The sequence below is a fragment of the Paraburkholderia phenazinium genome (assembly GCF_900141745.1).
In the GTDB taxonomy this organism is placed as follows: Bacteria; Pseudomonadota; Gammaproteobacteria; order Burkholderiales; family Burkholderiaceae; genus Paraburkholderia; species Paraburkholderia phenazinium_B.
This window is the reverse complement of record NZ_FSRM01000002.1, coordinates 2,085,922-2,110,331: the sequence shown is the minus strand read 5'-3', so window position 1 is coordinate 2,110,331 and position 24,410 is coordinate 2,085,922. Positions and strand designations below refer to the sequence as shown.

Here is a 24,410-nt window from a genome sequence, read left to right as displayed (position 1 = left end):
CGTACAACGGCAGTATCGTTAGGGAAACCAATTAGCAACCCTCACATGAGAGTGCACTTTCATGGGATCGGAGACAGACATGGACACGCAACGCTCACGCCCGGATGCCGGGCGCCGGAATCCGTACCGCGAACAGGATTGTTCGCTTCGCGACTTTCTTACCGTATCGCACGATGGTCGCGATGCCGTTCGAGCCGAATACGCAGACGAAACGCGTGAGAACGTGCCGTTCTACGATTGCAACCGGTTAAGCGGGATGCTTGAGGATGCGACACGGCGCACGGAGCTGCAACTCGAGTGGGCGGACGTTCTGGAACATGGCGCAGGCGTGCTTGTATTGAAGCGCGCGTTTCCCGACACGACGCCGATCGACGATGCAACGGCAGTCTTCGATGCGATCATCCGGGACGAGCGGGAAGCAGGCAGCGCGGCAGCCGATCATTTTGCCAAGGCGGGAGCCAACGACAGAATATGGAACGCTCAGCAAAAGCTTTGCATGCGCGCCCCGTCCGCGTTTGCCCGTTACTACGCTAACCCCGTGCTGGTTGCCGCGGCGCAAGCATGGCTGGGCCCCTGCTTTCAGGTGACGTCGCAGGTGAACGTCGTGCGTCCCGGCGGCGACGCGCAACAGGCGCATCGTGACTACCACCTCGGGTTCCAGACCGTAGCGGAGGCCGAGCGCTATCCGGCACATGTGCATACGATGTCGCCCTTCCTGACACTGCAAGGTGCGGTCGCACACAGCGACATGCCGGTGGAAAGCGGACCCACCAAGCTGCTGCCGTTCTCGCAGCGCTACGCGCCAGGCTATCTTGCGTGGCGGCGTCCGGACTTTCGTGAGTACTTCGAGGCGAACTACGTCCAGTTGCCTCTCGAGAAAGGCGATGTGATCTTCTTTAGTCCTGCGCTTTTTCACGCAGCGGGGGCGAACCGCACGGCAAGCGTTCAACGTATGGCGAATCTTTTGCAGATTTCCTCGGCTTATGGGCGTGCAATGGAATCGCTGGATCGCACGAGAATGTGTGAGGTGCTGTATCCCGTTCTGCTCGATCAAGTCATGACCCACAGGTTGAGCGCAGCTGAAGCCGAGGCGGTCATTGCGTCAAGTGCTGAGGGGTATCCATTTCCTACCAATCTGGATAGTGATCCACCGATAGGCGGTCTCGCGCCGGAGAGCCAGCAAATGTTGTTCGCGCGGGCACTAAGGGAGTCATGGAAGGTTGATGCGTTCGTTGCGGCGCTACGTCGGCAAGCGGGGCAACGGGAGGCGTAAAGCGGTGCCGCAGCTGATGCGTTGGGGCCACAAAGTCAGCTCCTCGCGATCCCACGACTGTTGTAAAGGCAAGAAAACAGTTTTGCGCTCAGCGGAGTGGTAGTGCGTGCTGACTGGTGGTCTACTAAATACACGCTATAGAAATAGAAACCCCTACGAAGCATGCCGGCTTGCGCTATCCGCGCAAATGCTGGGATACATAAAAGTGGAGACGCTTCATCATGATCCATCCTTTCAGATTAGCAATTCCGATTACGCTAATGGCCGCCAGCGCATGTGCCATGGCGGGCACCCAGCTTACGCCGGAACAATGCAGCAGCTATCCTTTCGCACCGACGCATGGACAGGTGACCAGGGCCGACCTGTCGCGTGAACTGGCTGAGCTCGAGTCAGTAGGGTATTGGCCTGGGACAGGCAACTACTCCCCGGGCATTCCTGTGATGCGAGCTCGCCTGAATGAGAAATACGCCCGGGACTGCGGGTCGCAGCACACTTCGACTGACGTTCAAACGCCGGGTGGCTGAGCGGGCTCAGGCAGGTGAACGGCGGGAAATATGTCGCAGTACGGAATGATCGTCTGGACACGACTGACGAGACAACCGGAGCTGAAATCCACCAGGGAGTGAATGCTTGATACCCCCTGATGGGTTTGCTGCTTGCATAGCTTAAAACGCGTGGTACATCCCCACCGACATCAGCAGTTGCCTGGAGGTGCTGGAGTCATAACCGGCGCCAGGAATTTCAGCAATTGCTGTACGCCCTACTACTGCACCATCGGCATCGAACACAGGAGCTATGCCATCGCCGCCTGCCTTCTGAACAATCGCAATGGCATAGAGGCTGGTGCGCTTCGAAAGCGCGTACGTCACACCAAGGTTCACCTGCTGGAAGTCCGGCTTAAGGTTCTGGTAGTCGGCCTTCCCCGCGTTATAGATGTAGGCCGCGCCTAACAGCAATGCAGGCGTGACTCTGTAGGTCGCGCTGGCTTCGTAGGCATCCATCTTGAAGTCGTTGCCGCCTCCCGCACCCGCAAATCCGTTGATGACGAAGTACTGGCTGTTTTCCAGGTCGGTGTGCGAGTAGTTCAATGCCAGCGTTGCCTGGCCGATCGAGTACGAACCGCCAATCGTGAGCACCTTCATCGAACTGGCGTCCTGCAATCCGACGTAATCGTTCAATGAGCCCACATAGTTGCCATTGGATGCGTACACGCCGCCGGTACCGCCCGCGTTCGTCGCAGGATTCTGAATGTCCAGATAGCCCGCGGCAACCGCGAACGGTCCGCGGTTATACGCGGCGGCCAACGACCAGACGCGATTCGTCGAGAAATTACCTGCTACGCCGCCCAGGCTGAACATTCCTTCCACATGCAAGCCACCCCATGTCGGGCTCACGTACTTGACGGCGTTGTTGAAGCGGATCGACTGGTTCAGGTTGTCGAGATCGCCGAAGTGCGACCCGTAGCCGGTGGCGAAATTATTGCTGGACGGAAAGTAGCCGACCGTCAACGACGGCGGATCGTACTGACGCCCAAGCGTCACCGTGCCCCATTGATCGTTGGCGAGCCCCACGAATGCCTGCCGCCCGAATTCCGTGCCGCCCTGTCCGAGTTTGCCGTTCTGGATGTTAAAGCCGTTCTCGAGCGTGAAGATCGCAGATGTGCCGCCGCCCAGGTCTTCCTTGCCCTTCAGCCCCCAGAGGTTGCAACTCGGCGGACCGCAGGTGTCCGCCTCGACGACGTGCCCCTTGCCGGTATTGTTGACGAACGTCAGGCCCGAATCGACCAGCCCGTACAGCGTCACGCTGCTCTGGGCCGAGGCCAGCGCCGGTAGCGCCATCAGCACGGCAAGACAGATACTGCTCTTTTTCATCAGGATCTCCAGGTAAAGGGGCTGTCGTTCGAAGAGGCTTATTCAGACGGTCGATTGCTCGCTCGCGGCACGCTCAAGCGCAACGCCGAGCGACACCGCATGCCGCCCAGGCAACGGCGTGGCCAGACTGACGAGCACAACCGTCGCTGCATTGATCGCCATCGCGATCAGACCAGGTTCGCATTCGGGGGCGACGGCATCCCAGTAGTGCGCCGCAAACGGTGCAAGCAGCGCAATAAAGCCGGCCACGAGACCCGCAAGTACACCTGTCGCAGTGGTCCTCTTCCAAATGAAACCAAGGAAGACACCGGGCGCAAGCATCCCGATTGCCGAATACGCGTCGAGCAGAATCTTGACGAGCGAGCCTTTCTGGCTGATCGACAACCACACGGCGATCGCAGCAAATACCGTGAGCGCACCGCGGGAAATCACCAGGAACGTGGCGTCCTTAAGACCCGGCAGGATCGGCGCGACCACGTTGCGGCTGAAGATCGATCCCGCGGTTAGCAGAAGCAGCGCGCCAGGCGCGAGTGCCAGCAGGAATCCGGTGCCGGCCACGAGGCCCACGATGGGCGCGGAATAGCGCTGCGAGATGAACTGCAGCAAGGCCGCGTTAAGGTTGTTGCCAGGCGGATGCGTGCCGGCCAGCAACGCAGCGAAGCCAAGCAGAATAATGAAGAAGTAGGCGAGCGAATAAAGCGGTTGCCAGATCGCGTTGCGGCGGATGGCGGTAGCGCTTTGCGCTGTGTACGACATCTGGAACAGATGAGGAAAGACCCAGTTGCCGAGCGCGATGTTGATCGACGATGTCATCAACCAGATCGCCGTAGTGGGTGACGTAGGATCCAGACCGGGGAATCTGCCAATACCTGGATGCTGAACCTCAGCCATCCGAAAGATATCCAGCATCGATGCGGCACCGACCTTACCCGCTACCGTCGCGCTCAACAGCACGACCACCACGATCATCAACACATCCTTGACGCCGGCCGCGAATGCTGCGGAGCGTATCCCCGCGACGAACACGAACGTGATCATCAACAGCCCGGCAATCAGCGTGGCCGTCTGGGTGGAGATCAGGTCATCCAGCGTCAACTGGACGATCAGTCCCAGGCTGACCAGCTGGATTTGCACATAGACGATCAGCGAAGCGATGCCGATCACGCCCGTCAGGACGCCGAGCCACGTAGCGTCGTAGCGGGCAGCGAAGAAGTCGGCCTGGGTAACGAGTTGCCGGGTGCGTCCGGCGCGCCAGATCTTCGGCATCAGCCAGTAGCCAATGGCATAGCTCATCGACACCGAACAGAAGGCAAGATACGCAGGCGCGCCTAGCGCCCATGCATAGCCGGAGATGCCGAGCACAGCAAATGTCGTGTACACCTCCCCTGCGTTCATGAACCAGAAGATGATCGCGCCCAGACTGCGGCCGCCCACCGCCCAGTCCGACAACGTATGCCCTTTCCGGGTGCGACGGCCATAGCCCACCGCACCAGTCAGCGTGGCAAGCAGAATCGCCACAACGATGGCGAGCTTCATCGTGGATCTCCCGCTGAACCCGACGTCGCCGCAATCAACGCCGCTTCCTCAAGTTCGACGCCATGGGCGCGATCGAGCCGGAACACAATCGCGATCAGCACGCTCGTCAGCACGATTCCCGCCAGTTGCCACAGCATGGGAAAGGGCAGCCCGAATGGCGCCCACATCACCCCGTTGACGACAGGCGCAAGTCCTGCCTGCCATACGAAAGGAACCGCCAATAACCATCGATACGTATGACGGGGCGAGCCGCCCGTCCCGGGACCTTGTGCCATGACCGATGCTCCACGTAAAGTTACACTGCACTACCGCAGGCGAAGTGTGCATCCACAGTGCACAACATTTCAAGTGAGTCAAAAACAATTTCTCGTCTAAACAGATCAGGTAAGCCCTTGGTTAAACGCAAATTTCTACGGAATTCAGATTTTTTTGGGGGCGGTCGCAAACGGCGTCGAGGAAATTGACGATCCAATTTTGTGCACCTATACTCCACACTAATGTACGACTCAGTTGCACGACGTGAGGCCTCAAATTGATTGGTGAACGGCTCAAGGAATTGCGGACCGCGCGCGGCATGTCGCTGCGTCAGCTGGCGAGTCTCGCGGATGTCTCACCCACCCTGCTCAGCCAGATCGAGCGGTCGGTGACTGATCCAAGCCTCGAAACGATGCGACGTCTGGCCGGGGTATTTGGAGAATCGGTCGCCTCGCTGTTCGCTCAAACAGTTGCCCCCGCTGTGTGGATCAGCCGCCCGGGTAACCGCTCGAGGCTGATTGCCCCCAAGGGTCGGGTCGGCTACGAACGCCTGACTGCCGGCAACGGACAGCTCGAAGTGCTGCGCGCCGTGCTGCAACCAGGCGAAATCTCCGCGGATGAGCCGCGCGGCCATCCGTCCTCGGAATGCGTCTACGTCATCGCGGGCGAGCTCATCGCGCAGATCGACGGCATCGAGTACCAGGTGGCGGCCGGCGAAAGCATTTCGTTCGACTCACGGCTGCCGCACCGGTATCGCAACGGATCCACTACTCCCACCGAAATCATTCTCTCGGTCACACCACCGAACCCTTGAGCCATGACCTCTCACACTCCTGACGAGCGCGCGGGTCTGCCCTCGTTCGAACTCTACGATCTGCGTGTTGAAGTCGTTGCCCCCGAAGGGGCAAAACTCTACTGCGGCGCGCGCGTCGGCGACTACTTTGAACTGCATGGGGAAATGCTGCACCTGCCGCCGGGGCAAGCATTTTCCATTTATTCGCTTGCGGCACTGCTGCCGCTGCTGCCGGCCAAGCAACGCGCCACCGACCCGCATGACTGGATGTCGACCGATGCCGAAGTAGCCTGTCCCGATCCCAATTGCCCGTCGCGCTTTCGCATTTCGCGGCTCGGCAAACGCACGTTCCGTCACGTGGATACGACAGCGGTCAAACTGATTGATAAGGACTCTGAATGACACAGATGCAGCGCATCGAGCTGGCGCCAGGCTACTCGATCCCACGTATTCTCAAAGGAGGTTGGCAACTCGCCGGTGACCATGGCAGCGTGGACCGCGCCGCCGCGATTGCCGACATGGGCGCCTATTACGACGCAGGCATTACCGCATTCGACTGTGCAGACATCTACACCGGCGTCGAAGAAATGATTGGCGAGTTCCGCGACGACTACCGGCAACGGCGTGGCGCCGACAGCCTCGACCAGTTGAAGATCCATACGAAGTTCGTACCCGATCTGTCTCTGCTGCAGACGATCGACCGCAGGCTCGTCGAGCAAACTATCGACCGGTCTCTATCGCGCTTGCGCGTCGAACGGCTCGATCTGGTCCAGTTTCACTGGTGGGACTATTCCATGGCGCGTTACCTCGAAGTCGCGCACTGGCTGCGTGAACTGCAGCAAGCCGGCAAGATCGACCGGCTAAGCGGGACGAACTTCGATACCCAACGCACCATGGAGCTGGTGGAGTCGGGCATCGAACTGACGAGCATGCAGGTGCAGTACTCCCTGCTGGACCGGCGTCCGGCGCGCCAGCTGGGCGCTTACGCTCGCGAGCATGGCATTCACCTGTTCTGCTATGGCACGGTGGCGGGCGGCTTCCTTTCCGGACGGTGGCTCGGTGCTACGGAACCGGGACAAGACATCGCAAACCGCTCGCTCATCAAATACAAACTGATCATTGACGATTTCGGCGGGTGGGATATTTTCCAGGCGCTGCTGCAAGCGCTGGACCGTATCGCGGCTAAACACAACGTCTCGATTGCGACCATCGCGACGCGCTGGGTACTCGATCAGGAGCAGGTGGCGGGCGCGATCGTGGGCGTGCGCCGCGGCGATCATCTGCCGGAGCATCTGAAGGTCATGTCGGTCACGCTGGATGCCGAGGACCGTTCAGCAATCGAGCAGGTGCTCGCCCAGAGTGCGACGATCGAGGGAGACGTATATAGCGTCGAACGCGACATTCATGGACGGCACGGCAACATCATGAAGTATGAGTTGAACAGCGCTTCGTGACAGTGGACGGACCGATCGTTAATACGCGTTGTTAGCCTTTATATTTATCGGTTGACCTGAGTTGCCTGGATTATCCTAGTCATATCCCGCGTCCCGCAGACTTTGCGCCGAGCCTCAAACAGATCAGCGGGCTGATGTTCCCCGGAGGAGACGACGGATAACCCCATGGACGACAACCCGCAGCGCTCGCCCGATCAAGGCGCACAACCCCGGCAGGCCGCGCAGCGTCCCGTAGCGGCACTTGGTCAATGGCTGGACCGGATCGATCCCGGCACGCACCGCCGCATCAAAGGCTTGCGGCTCGTGACGGCGTACGGCATCGCGGCGGCGCTCGGAACGTTGCAGGATATCGCCCATAGTGTGCCGAGCACCGTCTCGCTGGGTTACCTTGCCGGGAGCTTCGCTCTGTGGGCGAGCGTGTCCGAGGGCAAAGCGACGCGGGCCGAATCGAGCCGCGACCTCGTCCTGTTGAGTTTTGCCGCCGCGCTGGGCGCAGTCCTGTTCGTGGTGTTATCCAGGCCATTGCAACTCGCGGGTCGGGCGGGACCGGAACTGGTTCTCGTGACTGGCGCGTTTCTGGTCGGATATCTGAAACGATTCGGTGTACTGGGGGCGGGCATCGGTTCGCAAATCTACATTGGAGAATTGCTCGCGTACGGCACCCATCTGACGATTGCCGATCTGTGGGCGGTTGGAATTGCGGCGCTGATTGCCGCCCTGGCGTCGGTCGTGCCGCGCATGCTCAGTGGACCCGCGGAGCGGCCGGTCACGCCTGCGGTGCTCGCAGCCGGGCCGCAACCGTTGCCCGGGAGATGCTCGCCGGAATTCCTCATGGGATTGCAGGCGGCCATCGCCGCGTTGATTATCTGCCTGCTCAACGGCCTGATTAGCCTCGAGGAGTCCGCCTGGGCGATCACTGCGTCCACGTACGTCGTCGCGGGTTCGGCAAGCGGCACGATACAGCGGGTGCGGCGACGGATCATCGGCACACTGATTGGCGTTCCGATAGGCCTCGCCTGTCTGCCGGTCGCAGAGCACGCGCCGTTGCTGATCTGGGCCGCAGCCGCCATCGCGATGATCATCTATGCGATGGCCTTGCCGGAACGCTACGACGTCGCCTGCGGTGCGTTCGCTTTCACGTTGATCGTCACGCTCGCGGCAAGTGGGGTGCACTCGATCCCCTTGCTCGCCGCTCGCGCCTGGGAGACGCTCCTTGGTGGAGCACTCGGCCTCGCTGCCGCGATATTCATCTTTCCACTTCGGTCTTCGAATCCCGAGCGGTGACCAGCACTCGGACCGCATCCCGGCTCGAAAACGCGCGTTAGTCGTGCTCATACGCGGCAGGCATTGTCATCGCAGCGTTACGGCGCAAAACGCGTGAAGACGTAATCGCGGTCCTTCACGCGAGCTGCGTGACAGGCAAAACACGTCTGGTGTTGCGCTGCGTCGACCGGTTGCCCGTTGATGAAGCGACCGAAACCCCATCCACCCGTCGACGCATATCGGCGTGAATCCTTGACCATCACCTGAACCGTCGTAGGTGTACCGGGGATCGTTGCCGATCCAATGTCAGGAGACTGCTTTCGCTTGTACGCGAGCTTCACGAGGATGGTTCCGTCGGGATAAGGCAGCGTCGAACTCTCGATGGCCTTGATAGCGGCGGGGTTACCAAGTACCAGACGCAATTCGTCGAGCGGTGCCGCTTCTTCGGCCGGGGCAATCGCTTGCCACTGGCGGTAACCGTCGGGAATCGTGACACCATAAATCGGTGACGGGGCCGATTTCGCGGGCTCCGCCACGGCGTCGTGCGCCACTGCGGCTAGTAGCAACACCGCACCAAGGGCGAGACCTGCAGTCGGGATTCTTCGCATTTTCCTGGTTCTCGTTGGCCCGGCTAGAAATGGGCTATATCGATGACGGCGTCGGTAAGTGCCTTCTGTGCTTCCTCAGGCAATTGACGTCCGATGCCGCCGTCCAGGCTCACGGCTTGGTATAGAGCGAACCGAGGCCGATCACATCCGCGGTAACGGCGTGTGAACCCGAAGCCGACGTGCCGGCCGCCGACGAACCATATGACGATGCCGCAACGCCGTTTTGCGCGCTCAGGCGTGCCTCGGCTGCCTGAATGTTCTGCGGGTATTGCGTTTGATCGGTGGCCGGGTTGTAGCCGACCTTTTGCAGTTCGACGAGTTGCGCACGCACTTCGGCGCGGGTGAGCGGCTGATTCGACGATTGGGCGAACGACAGCGCAGGCAGAGCGACAACAGCAGCGACCAGAAGAGATTGGATGACTTTCATGATTTGCACCTGGAGATTGGGTTGTTCGCGCAGACACCCGTCGGGGGCGTCTGCTTTGCGAAGCCAGAACGTCTGGCGTGGAAGTATTAGAAGCCCCGGACGTATCTGGCTTGTGTCCGCGAGAGGCGCCAGTGCAAGGTTTTGTATTTATCGTGGGCGCAGATACATTGCGATACAAAGGCGATGACCCGCGACTCGTGCTACTCCATTCCACTAACCGAAAAAAGTATGAAAACGCGCCACGCTGGATCGTCTATCGGTTGTAACCATGGTGATTGCGTGAGCCAGGGGAAGGAGTAAGACCGTGCGGCGCTTTGCTCTTGTCTTTCTGTCATGCATGACGCTAGCGATCACGTGTGCCGCCCAGAAGCCTCCAAGGTGCGACAGTGACGCAGAGATTGCGCGTTCAGACGGTGCCTGCAAATCAACGGCCGCTGGTCAGGGCAGCAAAGCCGGGGCGCTGTCAGCCTCCCGTTCAGGCATGTCCCCAGGCGAAGCGGCTTCGGCGACCGGCGCGTTTGCGACCATCCGCGGCCTGAACAAAGGCGCGACCGTTCCCCATTACCCGGCGACGAATGTGCCCACGTCTGACGAGTCGTCGCCCTCTGATGCGCCGAGCGACGTCAGTCCAACGAAAAAACCGCCGTCGTCGGTGAAGAAGCCATCTGCGCGCCGGCCCGATCCGATGGAACCCATACCGGACAACAATAGATTGCGACCGGTAACGCCCCCTCGGAAGCCTATATGGCCCATCGTCGTAAGAATCCTTGCTGCCCTCCTTTCACTGGCTGTTCTCGCCCATGTCATCCGAAAGTGGCTGCGACGCCCGATGTCCACCAGGTGTTACGTCCGCATGCGCAGCGACCCCGGTAACCAGTCGTGCCGGCTGCCGAGCCACCACATGGTGTATCCCTCAGTCGAAGTGAGACTCGGGTCGACGTCGTGGGAAGCGCACATAGGTACGATGTCCGGCAGAGTCATCTCGTAGGAAAATCATGTCCGATATACCCGTTACGCTAGGTACGCTTTTGTGGAGCGACTCGCCCAGGACGTGCGCTAGCGCGTTGATCGACGCAGTCAAGCGCAACGCGCCGCATAACGTCGCGAAGCTGCCGCTCATGCAATGGAAGGAAATTGCGCAAGCGACGGAAGATCAGGTGTCGGCAGGCTTCGACACCAGCCTCGGCTCAATTCTGGTGCGTTCGTGGTGCGATCTGAAAGAGGTCCGCGAGGCGGCGGACCCTACACACACCCCTCCAGGAACAACCCGTTGTGTGCAGCTCGTCGATCATTCGATCGAGTCCGTGCATCATCCAAAACTGGAAATCACGATCGAAGGACTCGCCAGCTTCGAGATCCTGTTTGAGCTGAAACTCGCACTCGACATTCGCGGCGCAATACTCAGCATCCGCGACGCTCGGCTTCGAGAGATTTCGCTCGTCGAATGCCGCGGCGACGCCACCTTGTCATCGTACGGACAAACGCTGCAGCACTATGAATTGGGAACGGTCAGGTTTCCTGCGCAGATCCGCTTCGCCGGCGAAGGCGTGCCGCTCACATCTCCGCTAACGTCTCATTAGCAAGCCCACTCGTTTGCAACGTGGCAAGTCATGCCATCGGCCCCTCGCCGATATTCAGGTCTTAAAGCAGATGAGGCGCTTTCAGCTCCGCATCACGGCGCGCCCGCATACGAGACGCGCCATACGGTGCCGTTGCCGTCTTCGGTCACGAGCAGAGCGCCGTCGTGGGCAACCGCCACACCTACAGGTCTGCCCCATACGCTGCGGTTGTTCACCACGAATCCGGTGAGAAAGTCCTCGTACGTACCGGTCGGAACGCCGTGCTCGAGACGCACCCGCATCACCTTATAGCCGGTGCGCGAACTGCGATTCCACGAACCGTGAGAGGCCACGAAAACATCGCCGCGATACTCGGCGGGGAACGCTGCCGCGCCCGTTTTCGCCGTATAGAAGCACATCTCCAACGGAGCCGAATGCGACTGCAGCAGGACGTCGGGGGTGATCGTCTTGCCGGCGAGATCGGGGCGCTCACCAGCGTGGCGAGGATCTTCGTGGTTACCCATGTAGTACCACGGCCAACCGTAGAATCCACCCGCCTTCACCCGGGTGACGTAGTCGGGCACGAGATCGTCGCCAAGGCCATCGCGCTCGTTCGTCGCAGTCCACAACTCGCCCGTATCCGGATCCACCGCGATCCCCACGCCGTTGCGAATGCCCGTCGCGAAGGTGTGGAGCGCTTCATGACCTTCGGGATCGGTGACGAGAATATCGGCACGATTGGTTTCAGCATCCCACCCAGCGCCCTGCCCGTGTTGCGAGTCCCAACGAGCGATTTCCTCAGGACTCTTCTTGCTCATACCCTCAGCAACGTTCGACCCGGACCCGACCGTGATGAACATGCGCTTGCCATCCAGCGAAAAAGCCACATCGCGCGTGCTATGACCGCCGTGACTCTCCGTCAGACGTGGCACGATCACCTGCGCCGCACCGCTCACCTTGAGATCGCCGCTACGATAGGGGAAACGGACAACCGAGTTGTTGTTCGCCACGTAGATCCATTGCGGATGATTCCCCGGTGGATAAAATGCGATCCCGAAGGGCTGGTCCAGGCCATCCGCAAAGATCTGATTGTCGGACGGCGCCTGGGCTCCGTCGGCGGCGCGCAATACCCTGATGCGATTCTCGGCGGTCTCCGCCACAAAAATATCCCCATTGGGTGCGACGCGCACGATGCGGGGATCGGACAGGCCTGTCGCAAACAACTGAACCTTGAATCCCGCTGGCACGGACAACGAGGCATTGGCGGGTTGCGCTACCACTCGCGGACTGTTGCCGGACGAAGTCGTCTTGTAGGGTGCCGGCAAATCCGCCACCGTGAAGTGATGCTCGACACCTGGAGCGGCGTGACGCCAGTCGCCTGGGTCGGTTTCAGGCGAAGCGCCTGATCCGGTGTTCGCGGTCGACGAAACCTGGGCCGGCTGCTTCAAGGTGGAGAGGTAGGCGATCACGTTGCTGCGATCGCTGGAATCGTCGACCGATATAGGCATGGTGGTGCCAGGGACTGCCGCCGCTGGATTGAGCAGGAAGTGCTCCAGGGTCGCTGAATCCCATGTGAGACCTGACCCGCTCAAGGCATTGGTGAAGCTGAAGTTTGGGACAGAGCCCGCGCGCCGGCCGAAAACGCCTACGAGGCTTGGGCCTTGCCCCATGATGGGTAAATTGCCAGGCCCAAGGGTGTCGGCGTGGCACATGGCGCAATTTTGCTGAAAGAAGACTTTACCTTGTGAGGCATTACCTGCAGGCGGGACCTGCGCTGCGGCTTCTCCAGCAACACCAAGACCGGCAAAGACCATGCTCACAAGGAGCGCCCGGGGGAGTGGCCGCATGGACAGCATCCCATGCCCGGCTGTGTTCGACCTGCGATGCGGCATAGATAACATGACCCACCTTCCGCGGATTGAGTTATCAATACTCTACGGTGGAATCGAGGCGATGTAGACCCTGCTGAAGCAATGAATGCCTTTTCTGGCAGAGATGCCATCCCCCCGCCACTCAATTGTCATTCTGCGGGGCGATGTTGTGCCGTGATGTATTGCAGCGACCGACGCTCTACCGCCCCACTTAAACTGCCAAAGCGGCCTTCGCTATTTCCCAGCGCCGGATCCGGTCGTCGAGTCCGTTGGTGCCACCGTTGATCCGCCGCGTAAGCGCCACGAAGTCTCCGCTATCGGCGAGCGCGTTGCAGCCGTGCTCCTTCCACCACCATGCGGCGGAACGTGCCGCCCAATCGTCGTGCTCCAGTAATTCCGGCGTGGCCGTCAGATCCACGCCGAGCGCCACGCCACATGACGCGTAGTTCGCGCGGCCCGTTATCTGGATCAGGCCGCGTCCGCGGTAACGATATCCGTCTCCTGCCCGAAGATTTCCCAGACTACGAGCTTTCTCTGAGGGCGGTTCATACAGTTTTTGCGCCGGTGTTGGCCCCCACAGTTCGTGTGTCAACTGGAAGCCAAGCGTTTCGTGCCCGGTTTGCGCGATGAAGGCAACGAGACGAACCCGGCTCGTGATGTCGAATCCGTCGAGCGCGGCGCTTACACAGGTATGCCAACGAGTCGCCAGCGCTGCCGGAAGGTCGGCGGCTTTTTGAAATTCTTCGAGTGTCATTTCACTATCCCCACGCCAGGATCAGGCGTCGCATCCAGTTAGTGGATCGGAGCGGCTGGCCACGTGCCGCGCGCTATCAACGCGTCGATGGTCTGCCGGAAAGGGGCCGAACTCACGCTGACGTCGCCGGCAAATGGGCGATCGACTGCCAGCACGAAGAAAAATGCGAGTCCAAGCGTGACAGCCCATGCCGATGTGAGTGCGACGTGGAAGCGCGTCGCAGGCAGCGCATACAGCAACAGGAAGGACAACAGACTAACCACGATCATCACGGCCCACAGCGTGACAGGCATCGCCACATCGAGTGTAGCGATGCGTTGCTCGCGGTACTTCACCATCTCGTTGGCGCGAGCCAGCACTTCAGCGAGCAAGGTGGTCTGCCGCGGACCGGTGGGTTGGATAAGGTTGGCCGAGTCGAACATCGCATCGAAGCGGGCCTCCGCCTCCGGGTCGAATCTCGCCTGTTGCTGCATCAGCGGCCACTCATTTTCTACGACGCGCTCCAGATAGCCGCGCAGCGCCCGTCCGGTCGCATCCGCGTTTGGACTGCTAAACGCTGCCAGATCACGCGCGAGTTCGCCGGCACAGGCGGCTTCGGCCGCCACCGTGCGATTCGCGTCGTTGTACGCATCCCATACGCTAATTGCTGCGAATGCCACCAGCAGCGAGTTGATCGTCGTGATGACGGAGACCATCGAGATGGTCATCGCCCGCTGTTCCGCATCGAGCTCAATTGGCGCGCAGCGCCGGAATATGACGTACCCCAGCAGCGCAGCCGCAAGTGTGGCGCCTACGACGAGCGCGGCCATGCAGAAGGTGGGCAGGTTGTAGAGAAGCAGCATGGTCCTACTCCTGCCCGGTGGATGCGGCACCATCGACCGCGGTGCTGGCGGAGGGCGCCGATTCGGGCGATAGCATCGCCCGCGTGAAATCGCCGAGTCGTTGCCTGATTTCCACGGGCGTGGTGCCCGCATCAAGTGCCTGCTGAAGCTCCAGCAAGCGCGCAGCGAGATCGCTTTGCGACTGAATCCGTTCGGTGGCGGCGTGGGCGCGCTGCGCATCGAGCGTCGCGTTCACCTGGGTGGACCCGTCGCCGCGCACGAGCGTCTCCACGGTGTCGACGAGACGTTGCAGAAGCCGGTGCACCGCAGTCGCGGAGAAGCCACCGAGCATCGCGAGCGACGGTTTTCCGAAGCTGTTCATCGGGCCCGATCTGAACAGATCCGCGGGCAGCATCTCCACCAGGATTAGCCCTGCAATCACGCCAAGGATCAGGCGCGCACCGTAGGAGGCGTCGAATTTCGGATCGTAGGTCGAGTTCGCCACGTAGCGGTGGGCGTGAAAGAGCGTCGCGAACGATGCACCCAGCCCCGCGCAAAAGAGCAGAAACAGCGTATTCCACAGCAGTGTCGAGCCCGATGACGCGAGGAAGCCGCGTTGCATGTTCGCAGACGACACTTCCGCCGGCAGTCCGGTAACGACCACCGCCAGCAGAAACAACACCGATGCCACGGTCAGCACGCGGATCAATGGAACAGGGCCCAACCATGCGAAGCGCTGGCCGCGGCGCCGTTCCGTGTCCAGCAACGTGATGCCCTGAGGCGTCGCGGGCGCTACGGCGTGAGCCAGTTTGCGATGCATTGCCGCAAGCTCGCGGGCACGGGCGCCAGGGGTCTCCGGCGAGCGGCGTGGAGCCGCGGCCATGGTGGCATCCACATCTGCTCCATCGGCCGAATCGATGAGCGCGGAAAGCTGCGCAATCAGTTCTGCCGGCACGGCGAGGCCGTGCTGCAATGCGTGGCGTGCCATTGCTTCGCACTCCAGCTGAAGCTGGCCCACCAGCGATTTGGCGCGCTCCCCGGTCACGGCCGGCGCCAAGGTGGCACTCGACCGCCCGCTTAACGCGCGGGGTAAAGGCGTCGGCCCCAGTTCCAACGTACGCATATGCCCTCTCCTTTTATCTTGTGTGCCTGCCGTCCGGGAGGGAGAACCGTGTCATGACGCCTCTCCCTCCCGGCTGCAAAAATGCGGTTCCCTCGAACTACATGCCGCGAGTGAACAGACGGGTCAGGTTCTGCAACCGGGGTAATCCGGCGCCAAAACGGTTCTCAGGATCTCTCGCCAGGATCGGCGAGCTGATCATGCGGATCAGCCGGAACAGGCACGCCACCCGGTTCAGTCCGCGCGGCCCCAGATACTGCGAAAGCTGCGGATCGGCTAGCAGCATTGCGGCGAGCCCGGCGATATGCGGCGCCGCCATCGACGTGCCCGAATCGGGCATGAAGGTCGCGCCGGGGACTGTCGATACGATGCCGACTCCAGGTCCGCATACGGCCACTTGCGGGCCGAAACACGAGAACGTCGGCGCAAACAGCCCTTCGCGCGTGAGCGCCTGTTTGAGGATCTGCGTCTGCTCCCACACCGTAGGGGGCAATTCGCTTTGCAGTCCCAGGGCAGATACGGCAAGCACATAAGGCGAGGCCGCCGGGTATTGCACCGGGCCGCCGGAGTTGCCCGCAGCGACGATGCAGGCGACGCCACTCTGGGCCGCCTCGATCAGCTTGTGTTCGACGACCTCGGAGGTCTGCGGTGCGCCGAGGCTGAGATTCACGACATCGATGTCATGGTCGATGCAGTAGTCCAGTGCCTTGAGCAGGGTGCTGAACTGGCCGCCCGGGAAAATCTTCAGGGCGTGAATCTCGGCGTCGGGTACAAAGCCACGCATCGATAGCCGTTGTTTGTCTGCCTCCGCACTGGCCTTCGCGCCGATCACACCCGCGCAATGCGAACCGTGACCGATCGTGTCGCGCTTCCACGTCTGGACGTCGTCGCTATTGGTGAAATCCACGCCTTCGCGGATGTGGCTGAGCAACGGATGGCTGGCATCCGCGCCGGAGTCGACGATCGCCACGCGAACGCCAAGTCCACGCGGCTCGCGGCCGTTGTCTTCGAGTCCCATCAACCGTTGTCCCCATCCGAGGGACGCAGCCGGCGGCACCTGGGGATTCGGCTGTGATAACGGTACGACCTGGACCACGTTGACCTGCTCCGACGACAAGGTCGGCGTCAGCATGTATTTGTTCCAGTAGCGGTTCAACGGCCGCACAAACAGCGAGCGCGCCGGTCCCGGCTGCGACTGGACAAGTGCCAACGCGACTTCTCCGCTCGCGTCGGTCGTGCCGCTCGCCGGATTTCCGTCACCCGTCAGCGCAATGGCCACGCCTGCAACGGGCTGCCCCTCTTCCCCGATCACGCGGATCACCACCTGGCGCGTCAAGGGACCGTCGAAGGCGGATTGCGGATGCAGCAACTCAGTGCTTTCGCTCTCCGGCTTTCTCCCGTATCCCAGCGGGTGATCTTCCTCGACGATCATGTGCGGCGGCGCAACGTTCTGCAGCGCCTGCGCGTGATTCGCGTCGAGTTTGACCACGTAGGTGTGCGTAGCTTCGTCGGCGCGGACCGAATTCTGGTGCGAATTCTTATGACCGGTGACCACATGCACGATCTCCACGCCTGGCAGATTCGTCACCGCACTGTGCAATTCCGTGGCCGACATCGGCTGGACTGACGCTTGCTGCGCAAGCACGCCACGGCGCGATCCAATCAGGTATTGACGTTTGTTGTTTTCCACCGTGACTGGCTCTGCGCTGGGCGCACCAGAGTGTTTGTCCTGTTCCATGGGTGTCTCTCCATTCAGGCGCCGCGCCGAAGGCGACACCTCAGAATAATTTGCATGACTAAGTTAATAGAGGAATGATCCCGGTAATCGAATCGCCCTTTGAAAACAAGAGCCGCTACCGGCCTCTTGTCCCGTCTCTAACCGGACCCGGTGGCCTTTAACGGCGCGCACCGGATCCGGGACGCCGCGATCAGTGGTAAATGACCATCGGTTGCGCCGAGAACGGCAACAGACTGCCGATATGTCCCGCGACCGTGCCGATCTGCTGACCGGCGTTCGGATGACCGACGAGGCCACCCACGACGTTCCCGACCGTGGGCGCCAATGCGCCGATCAGGTCACCGAATACGCCTTGCGGAGCGAGCGTCACTTGCGGCTGGGCAGAGAACGGCAGCAGGCTGGCCACATGCCCCGCGACCGTGCCGATCTGCTGACCGGCGTTCGGATGACCGACGAGGCCACCCACCACCTGACCGACCGTCGGCGCAAGCGTACCGATCAGACTGCCGAGAATCCCTTGCGGAGCGAGCGTCACCTGCGGTTGGGCAGAGAACGGCAACAGACTGGCCACATTCCCCGCGACCGAGCCGATCTGCTGACCCGCATTGGGGTGACCGACGAGTCCACCCACCAGATGGCCAACCGTCGGTGCAAGCGTGCCGATCAGACTTCCAAGAATGCCTTGCGGCGCCAGCACGATTTGCGGTTGCGCTGAGAAAGGCGAATACCGCGCAGCCTCACTGACGATGTTGCCGAGATGCTGACCCGCGTTCGGATAGCCCACTGCAGCGCCGATCGTCGAGAAAACGGGAGGCGCCACGGTATGAACGACCGCGCCGATCGGGCCCGGATGTGCAGGCGGCTGCGGAAACGGAATGTGACGTACTGCGCCGGCAAGCGCATGCCCCGCCACGAGTCCCGTGGTGGGATAGCCGAAGTGAGTGCCGACAGCGTGCAGGGCGTCAGGCGCTGCCGCCGCCAACGCGTCGGGCAGTCCGCTTTGCGGATGCAGAAGCCATTGCGGATGCACTGAAAGCGGCAGCACATTTCCATAAGCGTGAAACGCAGGTTGATAGCTCATTTCATATCCTTGGTTATCCATATTCCCAATGCGCGGCGGAGCCGATGCATGTCTCCTTCAGCGCTCTCATACCGGGCCTTTTTAAATCGGCCCGCGTCTCGAGGATCGAATTCGCGAAGCCTTGCGTGCACCGGTCAGGCCATTCTGCGATGGCACTTCTGACACAACCATTCGGCAAATGCGGTATGGGATGGATAAGGCAGAAAACGGAGTGTCTGGCGAATTCACTGTCTTTTTTACTTAAATTTCATTTTCATTACTTTAATTTTTCGTTTTGTAATTTTGCAAAACTGCATGGAATTGAACCGTCAAAAAAGGCAATGGACGTTCACGTATTCGTCATATCATATGAATATAGATCTATACGCAGAGCGCCAGCCTCCGGCGCCTGTACTGGGATTCCCCGTTCGCCTACGTCCGACCGTCAACGAACGGCTGCAGCCTCGAATAGCAAAGCAATCGAATTTACACGCTGTGATCTGAAAAGCCTTACCCGGCATATCCAGTTTCCGCTTGTGGGTCCGATAAAACGCGTTGTTACGGGGGCATTCCCGACGCGGTAAACATGCGGCTGCCACTCCTGCACCGGAACTGAAATTCCGGGTCGCCAGGAGACCTCCATGGGACTTACCCTTCGGGAAAAGGACGTGCTCGCGCTTATTGCACAGGGATTCACTGATCGGCAGATTGCTATGCAATTAGCATTCGCCGTTTCTACCGCACGCAAACATCGCGAAAATCTGCTTCTGAAATTTTCAGTAACCAAATCTGTTCATCTGGTCGCGCAATATTTATCAGATCAACCTGATTTGCTTAAAAAAACTTAATAATCCCTATTCCCTCCCCCTGCTCACCGCGTGAACGGGACGTTTTGCAGCAACTGGCCAGGGGCTTAAGCGACAAAGAGGTCGCAAGGTCTCTCGACATTAGCGATCAAACCGCCCGCAAACACCGCACCAATCTGCTCCGGAAGACCGGTACGCACAACGTCTGCGCGCTTGTCTTCAAGGCAGCCACATCGCACTGGATCGATCTTGCGGGACCGCTGGAATGAAATCCCGAACCGCGACATCAGCGCTCTCAAACATGAACGACTACCGCATTTGCCGTATGGCGCCGGTTAGGTTCAGTTGCGCAGAATGATTCACAACCGGTTGGGCCTTCGCAGTCGGGAGGTCCGCTCCGGTCAATCGACGTTTCGAGCGCGGCAACCACTCAACGCGACGGGGGGCGGGATGACTTGCTATCTGGTGCAGACGATGTCGAGCGGAGACCTGAGCCGCATCACCTATTTCAGGCGGCATCCGGAAAGCCATCCCTATCCGGATGAGAAGCACCGCTTCACGGAAGACGCAACGCTGGACTACGCCAGACTGCGCGGCATTGCGCCGTCGGAGGTGGTGGCGGGCAAATTGATCCTGCAGCAAAACGCACTACGGGGCGTATCTGCCCGAGAGCTCGACGTCACGCACGGCATACCGCTCGAGTGTGACGGCCACATCCAACCGGCTTGAAACGCCGTACTGACAAGCCACCACTACCAGAAACTACAAGGAGTAGCGATGAAACGCCTATTACCACGATCCGCCTCGCGTCTGGCGTGGCTAAGTGCCGTCCTCATACCGCTAGCGTCAATTGGGTATGCCGCGGATTCGACTGCGCCGCTGCCCAGCTACGGAGCGGATCTTACCCAGACCTCGGTGTCCGGACTTTCATCGGGCGCATTCATGGCCGTCCAGTTCGACGTGGCATTTTCGAACGAAATCGTCGGTGCAGGCATCGTTGCAGGAGGCCCGTACTATTGTGCGGGGCTCTTTGCGCCGACCTCCCCCTTTCTCGCGGCACAGACGCAATGTATGGAGCCGCTTGGCGATTCCGGTCCGCAGGCGAGCGACGCGTTGCAAGCCGCGCGAACGTTTGCCCGCGATGGCCTCATCGACGATCCGCACGGGCTCGCGCGTCAGCGCATCTACGTCTTTAGCGGATCCATGGACAAGACCGTGGATCGCCGCGTCGTCGATCAAACCGCGGCGTTCTTCGCGCTGGCGCAGGTTCCGCCAGAAAATATCCAGTATCAGCATGACATTCCCGCCGGGCACGCGTTCATTACAGACAGGAGCACGGACGCGAATTGCGGCGTCTCTGCCGGTCCGTACATCAACAATTGCGGTTTCGAACAATCGCATCAGATCCTGCGCTGGATCTACGGGAACCTGAATCCGCCATCCGCAGGGGCCACCGGCCGTCTGCTTCCGTTCGATCAGGCGGATTTCGATCCTGGCCACCGTGCAACGCTTAGCCAGACTGGCTACGTGTACATACCTTCAGCTTGCGATACGGACACATGCCGGGTCCATGTCGTCTTCCACGGCTGCCTGCAGGACGCGCAAGCCATTGGTGACCGGTACGTGCGTGGCACGGGCTACAACGAGATGGCGGATACGAACCACATCATCGTGCTGTATCCGCAAGTCGATACGTCTTCGCGCAATCCACAGGGGTGCTGGGACTTCTGGGGATACACCGGCGAAAGCACGCGTAAGCCCGACTTCTATTCACGCGAGGCACCACAGATCGCGGCCGTCATGCGGATGGTTCAACACCTCGGCGCGCCGCGTCAATAACACTTACCGAAAACAAAGGAGCCCTTATGTATTCCGCCCTGTTTGCACCTTGGAGCAACACGAACCGCATGCAATTAGACCTGCTGGCCCAAACCTACGCGCTCTTTGCCGAAGCGTCCAGGTCCTGGCCTACGAGCAGTGACCCCGCACAGTGGCGAACGCTTGCCAGTCATTCGCTGAAGACGTTCTCGCAACTCTCGGATGAACGCGATGCAAAGGCCGAAGATCTCTGGCATGGGCTGCGCGACAAGCTCGATCTCGCGCGCACAGCACAGTCGTTGCGCAGTCTGCATGGAATCGACGCCGATATCGTGGGGCGTACAGGACAGGCCAATAGCCGGTGCATCGCGGCCTTTATCGAAAGCATGGCCTCATACATGCAGGCCGCGAGCTCGGCACGCGACGCGAACGATATCAGTCTTGCCACGGTGGAAATGGGCAGTGCTCTGCAGAACGCGCTGAAAGACTACGTTACCGATCTCGCGAGAACCGGTAGCGGAGTACTCCCGGCGTGGGTTCAGTGGTTGCGCACGAGTGTGGGCGATGCCCCCGGCGGCTCGGCGCAACCGGAAGCCAAGGCGCCGCGCGGCAAGACGCCGTGAATGGCACTACGGCTTGTATCACTCCCCCCGTATCAACCAACCAGTGAGGATTTTATGGAACACAAACTTTTGATGGCAGTGCCTCAGTCACAACCGGAACTTCGGCATATGGTGGCCGAGGCAAAGAGGATCGCTGATCTGCATGGAGGTGCACCGGCGAATTTTGTAATCGATCTTGCCTCGATCAACACAAGATTGACTACGGCGAAAATCGACCTGGGCGTTTTAGGGGCACGCCAACAGCAACGGAGTGCAATCGTTTCCCTACTGGAACGGCTGATGATCGAAGCTGCAACTTTGGACTACGACGTATCGAATGACGACGTCTTTCGGGCCCTCTATGCGGTTGCCTGCAGCGAGCACAGTGCCGATTATGTGCCCATGCGTGTACTGGGAAATACCGCTGAGGCCATGGTGCCGAAGAAGAAATGATTGGGACTTCGGCAGGATGGACGTGTGAACCATGTACGAGAAGCCGAAGCTGTGCGCGAGCGGGCACAGCTTCGGCTTCTGCATTGAGGGCAAGGATGTTGGTCCCCCGATGGAGATAAAATTTCACGAGCTACCAACTAATTGCCAGGTTGCCGAGACGAAAGTTTGCGCCAAGACTTGCCTGGTCGGCCACCCACCCGCGCCATGAAGTTTGACCAAAGGAGATTTGTCAAGTGAGCATCACCGACACCCACGAGTTCCAGCGCGTCGATCCCGATACATTGCGGGACTTCGTCTGCGCCGTCTACGAAACCACCGGCGCCACCGACGAAGACGCCTACGTCGCCGCCGATGCGATGGTCCAGGCCGACCTCTGGGGCCACCAGTCGCATGGCGTGCTGCGTCTCGGCTGGTACTACGCACGCCTGCGCTCGGGCGCGATGCGCTCGCAGACCAACCTGAGCTTCCCGGTAGACGCCGGTGCGATCGCCGTGATGGATGGCGGCGACAGCATCGGACCGGTGGTCGCGAAACACGCGGCGCTAGACGCAATCAGGCGTGCCAAAGCGCACGGTATTGGCGCGGTGTCGGTGCGCAACTCGAACCACTTCGGTACCTGCATGTACTTCACTCGCATGGCCGCCGAACAGGGTTGCATCATGCTCGCCACGACCAACGGCGGCCCGAACATGGCGCCCTGGGGTGGCCTGAAAAAGATGATCGGCACCAACCCGTGGTCGGTGGCCGTGCCGGCCGGCCGTCACGCGCCGCTGATCATGGATGTCGCCAACTCGGGCGTCGCGCGCGGCAAGATCTTTCTCGCGCAAACCCGTCACGAAGAGATTCCGCTCGGCTGGGCTATCGACTCCAGGGGCCGTCCGACCACGGATCCGGAAGAGGCGCTCAAGGGCTTTATCCTGCCGATGGCGGGCCATAAGGGCTATGCGATCGGCACCATCGTCGATGTGCTGTCGGGTGTGCTGTCGGGCAGCGGCTTCCTGGACGAAGTGCACGGCCCCTACGATCCGGTCAATCGCAGCCGCGCCGGGCATCTGATGATCGCGCTCAATGTGGCTGCGTTCCAGCCGCTCGAGGAATTCAATGCGCGCATGGAGCGCTACATTGAAATGCTGAAATCGGTGCCGCTTGCCGAAGGTGTCGATGAGGTGTTCTATCCCGGCGAGAAGGAGGCACGCGCTCACGAACAGCAGAGCAAGGAAGGCATCGTGTTGCCTGCGGATACCGTCGCGGGACTCGACAAGGTGGCGGCCGAAGCCGGCGTACCGCTGATCGCGCGCGGGTGAGGTCTAGCTAAGGCCGGTCCGCGATGTCCGGGGCGGCTTTACAAGGTGGGGACCAGGAAAGGCACGATCAATTGATAGATGTGTACACCGAACGTCTCGCTTATGGCTCAAGAACGCTGCTGATTCTGGACAACGCCTCGAGCGTATGACGAAGATGCTCCCGCAATGCCTCCGACGCCTCGTCGTTTCGCTCCTGCTCCAGCAACGCGAGGATGTGAAGATGCTGCTTGCAATGCTCGACATATCGGGCGCGGTTCTGCGTCGAGCGGTAAGAGAGAAGACGGCGCACACGATTGACGCGCCTGATCGTGTCGATGAAGAACGAGTTGCCTGACGCTTCCACGAGCGACTCGTGGAAGCGCACGCCACGATCGTGAATCTGGTCGGCGGTGTCGGTCTCGATTCCGCCAGCCAACAAATGGTGTTCCGCAACGCGGCAGCGTTCGATGATTTTCGGATCCAGCCAGTAGCCTGGTTCGAGCAACGCGGCAGGCTCCAGTGCGATGCGCAAGCGATAAGATTGCAGCAGGCTGTCCGGCGTGGTCAGCATGCTCGAAAATTGCCAGCCGTAGCCGGGTTTGCGTTCGGCCCACCCTTCCCGTGCGATCCGGCCCAGCACCGCGTTGAGTCGTGCGTTGGTCAGCTCGTAACGGTTCTTGATCAACAGTTCCGTGAAGTCATCGGGTAGCAAACCTTTGAGGCGGTCATCGGCGATACGGAAGTACGTGCTCGTCACCACATCGGACTCGGACAATCCCAACTGGCCAACAACGTCCGCGAGCGACCCGGTAACCGCTTGCGCGACGAAAAACCCGCGATTGCGCTCGCGTCTGACGATCCCTTTCTCATGCAGCAGCGCCAAGGCCTCGTTCACTGGCGAACGTGACACACGCAGGCGGTCGGCGAGCATCTGCGCAGGCAAATGGCTGCCTGTTTCGAGGCCTTCCGTCTGGATCAGCTCGACTATCTGACTTGCAATGGACCTGTCGGTGTTCATGAGCGTTCTGATTTCCGTTGCCGCCAA

General features: G+C 60.5%; 26 protein-coding genes. 14 read left to right on the top strand and 12 right to left on the bottom strand.

Annotated features, from left to right (window positions below):
• Positions 1-79: 79 nt before the first annotated feature.
• Together BUS06_RS29340 and BUS06_RS29335 are read left to right on the top strand one after the other, a co-directional pair.
• Positions 80-1,273 carry a phytanoyl-CoA dioxygenase family protein gene (locus BUS06_RS29340; protein WP_074267866.1) on the top strand — a complete coding sequence of 398 codons (1,194 nt, stop codon included), beginning with the start codon at positions 80-82 and terminating at the stop codon, positions 1,271-1,273.
• Positions 1,274-1,494: 221 nt separating this feature from the next.
• Positions 1,495-1,797 carry a DUF4148 domain-containing protein gene (locus BUS06_RS29335; protein WP_074267865.1) on the top strand — a complete coding sequence of 101 codons (303 nt, stop codon included), beginning with the start codon at positions 1,495-1,497 and terminating at the stop codon, positions 1,795-1,797.
• 141 nt (positions 1,798-1,938) lie between these two features.
• Here BUS06_RS29335 and BUS06_RS29330 read toward each other — a convergent pair whose 3' ends face one another.
• From BUS06_RS29330 to BUS06_RS29320, 3 genes are read right to left on the bottom strand one after another with little or no spacing between them, the layout of a single operon-like run.
• Positions 1,939-3,144 carry a porin gene (locus BUS06_RS29330; protein WP_074267864.1) on the bottom strand — a complete coding sequence of 402 codons (1,206 nt, stop codon included), beginning with the start codon at positions 3,142-3,144 and terminating at the stop codon, positions 1,939-1,941.
• Between the two features lie 42 nt (positions 3,145-3,186).
• Complete coding sequence (locus BUS06_RS29325; RefSeq protein WP_074267863.1) at positions 3,187-4,680, bottom strand: sodium:solute symporter family protein; 1,494 nt, start codon at positions 4,678-4,680, stop codon at positions 3,187-3,189.
• Positions 4,677-4,955 (bottom strand): DUF3311 domain-containing protein, encoded by a 279-nt coding sequence (locus tag BUS06_RS29320; protein ID WP_074267862.1) that lies wholly within the window; start codon positions 4,953-4,955, stop codon positions 4,677-4,679. The genes BUS06_RS29325 and BUS06_RS29320 overlap by 4 nt, the downstream gene beginning before the upstream one ends.
• 257 nt (positions 4,956-5,212) lie before the next feature.
• On the opposite strand from BUS06_RS29320, the gene BUS06_RS29315 reads away from it, so the two are divergent.
• The 4 genes from BUS06_RS29315 to BUS06_RS29300 all read left to right on the top strand — a co-directional run bounded on the left by BUS06_RS29315 (position 5,213) and on the right by BUS06_RS29300 (position 8,466).
• Positions 5,213-5,749 (top strand): cupin domain-containing protein, encoded by a 537-nt coding sequence (locus tag BUS06_RS29315; RefSeq protein ID WP_074267861.1) that lies wholly within the window; start codon positions 5,213-5,215, stop codon positions 5,747-5,749.
• Positions 5,750-5,752: 3 nt separating this feature from the next.
• Positions 5,753-6,130, top strand: coding sequence for a TIGR04076 family protein (locus tag BUS06_RS29310; protein WP_074267860.1), 378 nt, complete (start codon positions 5,753-5,755; stop codon positions 6,128-6,130).
• Positions 6,127-7,182, top strand: a complete 1,056-nt coding sequence (locus BUS06_RS29305; protein WP_217272837.1) for an aldo/keto reductase — start codon at positions 6,127-6,129, stop codon at positions 7,180-7,182. The genes BUS06_RS29310 and BUS06_RS29305 overlap by 4 nt, the downstream gene beginning before the upstream one ends.
• Positions 7,183-7,347: 165 nt before the next feature.
• Positions 7,348-8,466: an FUSC family protein gene (locus tag BUS06_RS29300; protein WP_074267859.1), complete on the top strand. Its 1,119-nt coding sequence runs from the start codon at positions 7,348-7,350 to the stop codon at positions 8,464-8,466.
• Positions 8,467-8,543: 77 nt separating this feature from the next.
• Here BUS06_RS29300 and BUS06_RS29295 read toward each other — a convergent pair whose 3' ends face one another.
• The gene (locus tag BUS06_RS29295; RefSeq protein ID WP_074267858.1) at positions 8,544-9,053 is read right to left on the bottom strand and encodes a cytochrome P460 family protein; all 510 of its coding nucleotides are present in this window, start codon (positions 9,051-9,053) and stop codon (positions 8,544-8,546) included.
• A 109-nt stretch (positions 9,054-9,162) separates the two neighbouring features.
• Complete coding sequence (locus BUS06_RS29290; protein ID WP_074267857.1) at positions 9,163-9,480, bottom strand: DUF4148 domain-containing protein; 318 nt, start codon at positions 9,478-9,480, stop codon at positions 9,163-9,165.
• 995 nt (positions 9,481-10,475) lie between these two features.
• Here BUS06_RS29290 and BUS06_RS29285 point away from each other — a divergent pair.
• Positions 10,476-11,060, top strand: coding sequence for a hypothetical protein (locus BUS06_RS29285; RefSeq protein WP_143787676.1), 585 nt, complete (start codon positions 10,476-10,478; stop codon positions 11,058-11,060).
• A gap of 92 nt (positions 11,061-11,152) precedes the next feature.
• Here BUS06_RS29285 and BUS06_RS29280 read toward each other — a convergent pair whose 3' ends face one another.
• The 6 genes from BUS06_RS29280 to BUS06_RS29255 all read right to left on the bottom strand — a co-directional run bounded on the left by BUS06_RS29280 (position 11,153) and on the right by BUS06_RS29255 (position 18,424).
• On the bottom strand, positions 11,153-12,853 hold the full coding sequence (locus BUS06_RS29280) for a PQQ-dependent sugar dehydrogenase (RefSeq protein WP_302050891.1): 1,701 nt from the start codon (positions 12,851-12,853) through the stop codon (positions 11,153-11,155).
• 268 nt (positions 12,854-13,121) lie between these two features.
• On the bottom strand, positions 13,122-13,664 hold the full coding sequence (locus BUS06_RS29275; RefSeq protein WP_074267854.1) for a glycoside hydrolase family 19 protein: 543 nt from the start codon (positions 13,662-13,664) through the stop codon (positions 13,122-13,124).
• Positions 13,665-13,702: 38 nt separating this feature from the next.
• Positions 13,703-14,506: a bestrophin-like domain gene (locus BUS06_RS29270; RefSeq protein WP_074267853.1), complete on the bottom strand. Its 804-nt coding sequence runs from the start codon at positions 14,504-14,506 to the stop codon at positions 13,703-13,705.
• Between the two features lie 4 nt (positions 14,507-14,510).
• Entirely contained in the window at positions 14,511-15,608 is a 1,098-nt protein-coding gene (locus BUS06_RS29265; RefSeq protein ID WP_074267852.1) for a hypothetical protein, read from the bottom strand.
• A gap of 97 nt (positions 15,609-15,705) precedes the next feature.
• On the bottom strand, positions 15,706-17,343 hold the full coding sequence (locus BUS06_RS29260) for a S8 family peptidase (protein ID WP_074267851.1): 1,638 nt from the start codon (positions 17,341-17,343) through the stop codon (positions 15,706-15,708).
• A 190-nt stretch (positions 17,344-17,533) separates the two neighbouring features.
• A complete protein-coding gene (locus tag BUS06_RS29255) occupies positions 17,534-18,424 on the bottom strand; it encodes a hypothetical protein (protein WP_074267850.1) in 891 nt (296 codons plus the stop codon).
• A gap of 620 nt (positions 18,425-19,044) precedes the next feature.
• Between BUS06_RS29255 and BUS06_RS29250 the strand changes: the two genes are divergently transcribed.
• From BUS06_RS29250 to BUS06_RS29220, 7 genes are all read left to right on the top strand, one after another.
• On the top strand, positions 19,045-19,251 hold the full coding sequence (locus BUS06_RS29250; protein WP_074267849.1) for a response regulator transcription factor: 207 nt from the start codon (positions 19,045-19,047) through the stop codon (positions 19,249-19,251).
• Positions 19,251-19,478 (top strand): response regulator transcription factor, encoded by a 228-nt coding sequence (locus tag BUS06_RS38730; RefSeq protein WP_083611656.1) that lies wholly within the window; start codon positions 19,251-19,253, stop codon positions 19,476-19,478. The genes BUS06_RS29250 and BUS06_RS38730 overlap by 1 nt, the downstream gene beginning before the upstream one ends.
• A gap of 181 nt (positions 19,479-19,659) precedes the next feature.
• Positions 19,660-19,938, top strand: a complete 279-nt coding sequence (locus BUS06_RS29240) for a hypothetical protein (protein WP_074267847.1) — start codon at positions 19,660-19,662, stop codon at positions 19,936-19,938.
• A 48-nt stretch (positions 19,939-19,986) separates the two neighbouring features.
• Entirely contained in the window at positions 19,987-21,048 is a 1,062-nt protein-coding gene (locus tag BUS06_RS29235) for an extracellular catalytic domain type 2 short-chain-length polyhydroxyalkanoate depolymerase (RefSeq protein ID WP_074267846.1), read from the top strand.
• A gap of 26 nt (positions 21,049-21,074) precedes the next feature.
• Positions 21,075-21,650: a hypothetical protein gene (locus BUS06_RS29230; protein ID WP_074267845.1), complete on the top strand. Its 576-nt coding sequence runs from the start codon at positions 21,075-21,077 to the stop codon at positions 21,648-21,650.
• A 54-nt stretch (positions 21,651-21,704) separates the two neighbouring features.
• Positions 21,705-22,082 (top strand): hypothetical protein, encoded by a 378-nt coding sequence (locus tag BUS06_RS29225; protein ID WP_143787674.1) that lies wholly within the window; start codon positions 21,705-21,707, stop codon positions 22,080-22,082.
• Positions 22,083-22,315: 233 nt separating this feature from the next.
• Positions 22,316-23,386 (top strand): Ldh family oxidoreductase, encoded by a 1,071-nt coding sequence (locus tag BUS06_RS29220; RefSeq protein ID WP_254368989.1) that lies wholly within the window; start codon positions 22,316-22,318, stop codon positions 23,384-23,386.
• A 100-nt stretch (positions 23,387-23,486) separates the two neighbouring features.
• Here the strand turns inward: BUS06_RS29220 and BUS06_RS29215 are convergent, their stop codons facing one another.
• The gene (locus BUS06_RS29215; protein WP_074267843.1) at positions 23,487-24,383 is read right to left on the bottom strand and encodes a GntR family transcriptional regulator; all 897 of its coding nucleotides are present in this window, start codon (positions 24,381-24,383) and stop codon (positions 23,487-23,489) included.
• Positions 24,384-24,410: the final 27 nt, after the last annotated feature.

Bases quoted from the DNA above. Each gene is read 5' to 3' on its own strand.
- BUS06_RS29340 (WP_074267866.1), top strand. From the start codon at position 80: ATGGACACGCAACGCTCACGCCCGGATGCCGGGCGCCGGAATCCGTAC.
- BUS06_RS29335 (WP_074267865.1), top strand. From the start codon at position 1,495: ATGATCCATCCTTTCAGATTAGCAATTCCGATTACGCTAATGGCCGCC.
- BUS06_RS29330 (WP_074267864.1), bottom strand. From the start codon at position 3,144: ATGAAAAAGAGCAGTATCTGTCTTGCCGTGCTGATGGCGCTACCGGCG.
- BUS06_RS29325 (WP_074267863.1), bottom strand. From the start codon at position 4,680: ATGAAGCTCGCCATCGTTGTGGCGATTCTGCTTGCCACGCTGACTGGT.
- BUS06_RS29320 (WP_074267862.1), bottom strand. From the start codon at position 4,955: ATGGCACAAGGTCCCGGGACGGGCGGCTCGCCCCGTCATACGTATCGA.
- BUS06_RS29310 (WP_074267860.1), top strand. From the start codon at position 5,753: ATGACCTCTCACACTCCTGACGAGCGCGCGGGTCTGCCCTCGTTCGAA.
- BUS06_RS29305 (WP_217272837.1), top strand. From the start codon at position 6,127: ATGACACAGATGCAGCGCATCGAGCTGGCGCCAGGCTACTCGATCCCA.
- BUS06_RS29300 (WP_074267859.1), top strand. From the start codon at position 7,348: ATGGACGACAACCCGCAGCGCTCGCCCGATCAAGGCGCACAACCCCGG.
- BUS06_RS29295 (WP_074267858.1), bottom strand. From the start codon at position 9,053: ATGCGAAGAATCCCGACTGCAGGTCTCGCCCTTGGTGCGGTGTTGCTA.
- BUS06_RS29290 (WP_074267857.1), bottom strand. From the start codon at position 9,480: ATGAAAGTCATCCAATCTCTTCTGGTCGCTGCTGTTGTCGCTCTGCCT.
- BUS06_RS29285 (WP_143787676.1), top strand. From the start codon at position 10,476: ATGTCCGATATACCCGTTACGCTAGGTACGCTTTTGTGGAGCGACTCG.
- BUS06_RS29280 (WP_302050891.1), bottom strand. From the start codon at position 12,853: ATGGTCTTTGCCGGTCTTGGTGTTGCTGGAGAAGCCGCAGCGCAGGTC.
- BUS06_RS29275 (WP_074267854.1), bottom strand. From the start codon at position 13,664: ATGACACTCGAAGAATTTCAAAAAGCCGCCGACCTTCCGGCAGCGCTG.
- BUS06_RS29270 (WP_074267853.1), bottom strand. From the start codon at position 14,506: ATGCTGCTTCTCTACAACCTGCCCACCTTCTGCATGGCCGCGCTCGTC.
- BUS06_RS29265 (WP_074267852.1), bottom strand. From the start codon at position 15,608: ATGCGTACGTTGGAACTGGGGCCGACGCCTTTACCCCGCGCGTTAAGC.
- BUS06_RS29260 (WP_074267851.1), bottom strand. From the start codon at position 17,343: ATGGAACAGGACAAACACTCTGGTGCGCCCAGCGCAGAGCCAGTCACG.
- BUS06_RS29255 (WP_074267850.1), bottom strand. From the start codon at position 18,424: ATGAGCTATCAACCTGCGTTTCACGCTTATGGAAATGTGCTGCCGCTT.
- BUS06_RS29250 (WP_074267849.1), top strand. From the start codon at position 19,045: ATGGGACTTACCCTTCGGGAAAAGGACGTGCTCGCGCTTATTGCACAG.
- BUS06_RS29240 (WP_074267847.1), top strand. From the start codon at position 19,660: ATGACTTGCTATCTGGTGCAGACGATGTCGAGCGGAGACCTGAGCCGC.
- BUS06_RS29235 (WP_074267846.1), top strand. From the start codon at position 19,987: ATGAAACGCCTATTACCACGATCCGCCTCGCGTCTGGCGTGGCTAAGT.
- BUS06_RS29230 (WP_074267845.1), top strand. From the start codon at position 21,075: ATGTATTCCGCCCTGTTTGCACCTTGGAGCAACACGAACCGCATGCAA.
- BUS06_RS29225 (WP_143787674.1), top strand. From the start codon at position 21,705: ATGGAACACAAACTTTTGATGGCAGTGCCTCAGTCACAACCGGAACTT.
- BUS06_RS29215 (WP_074267843.1), bottom strand. From the start codon at position 24,383: ATGAACACCGACAGGTCCATTGCAAGTCAGATAGTCGAGCTGATCCAG.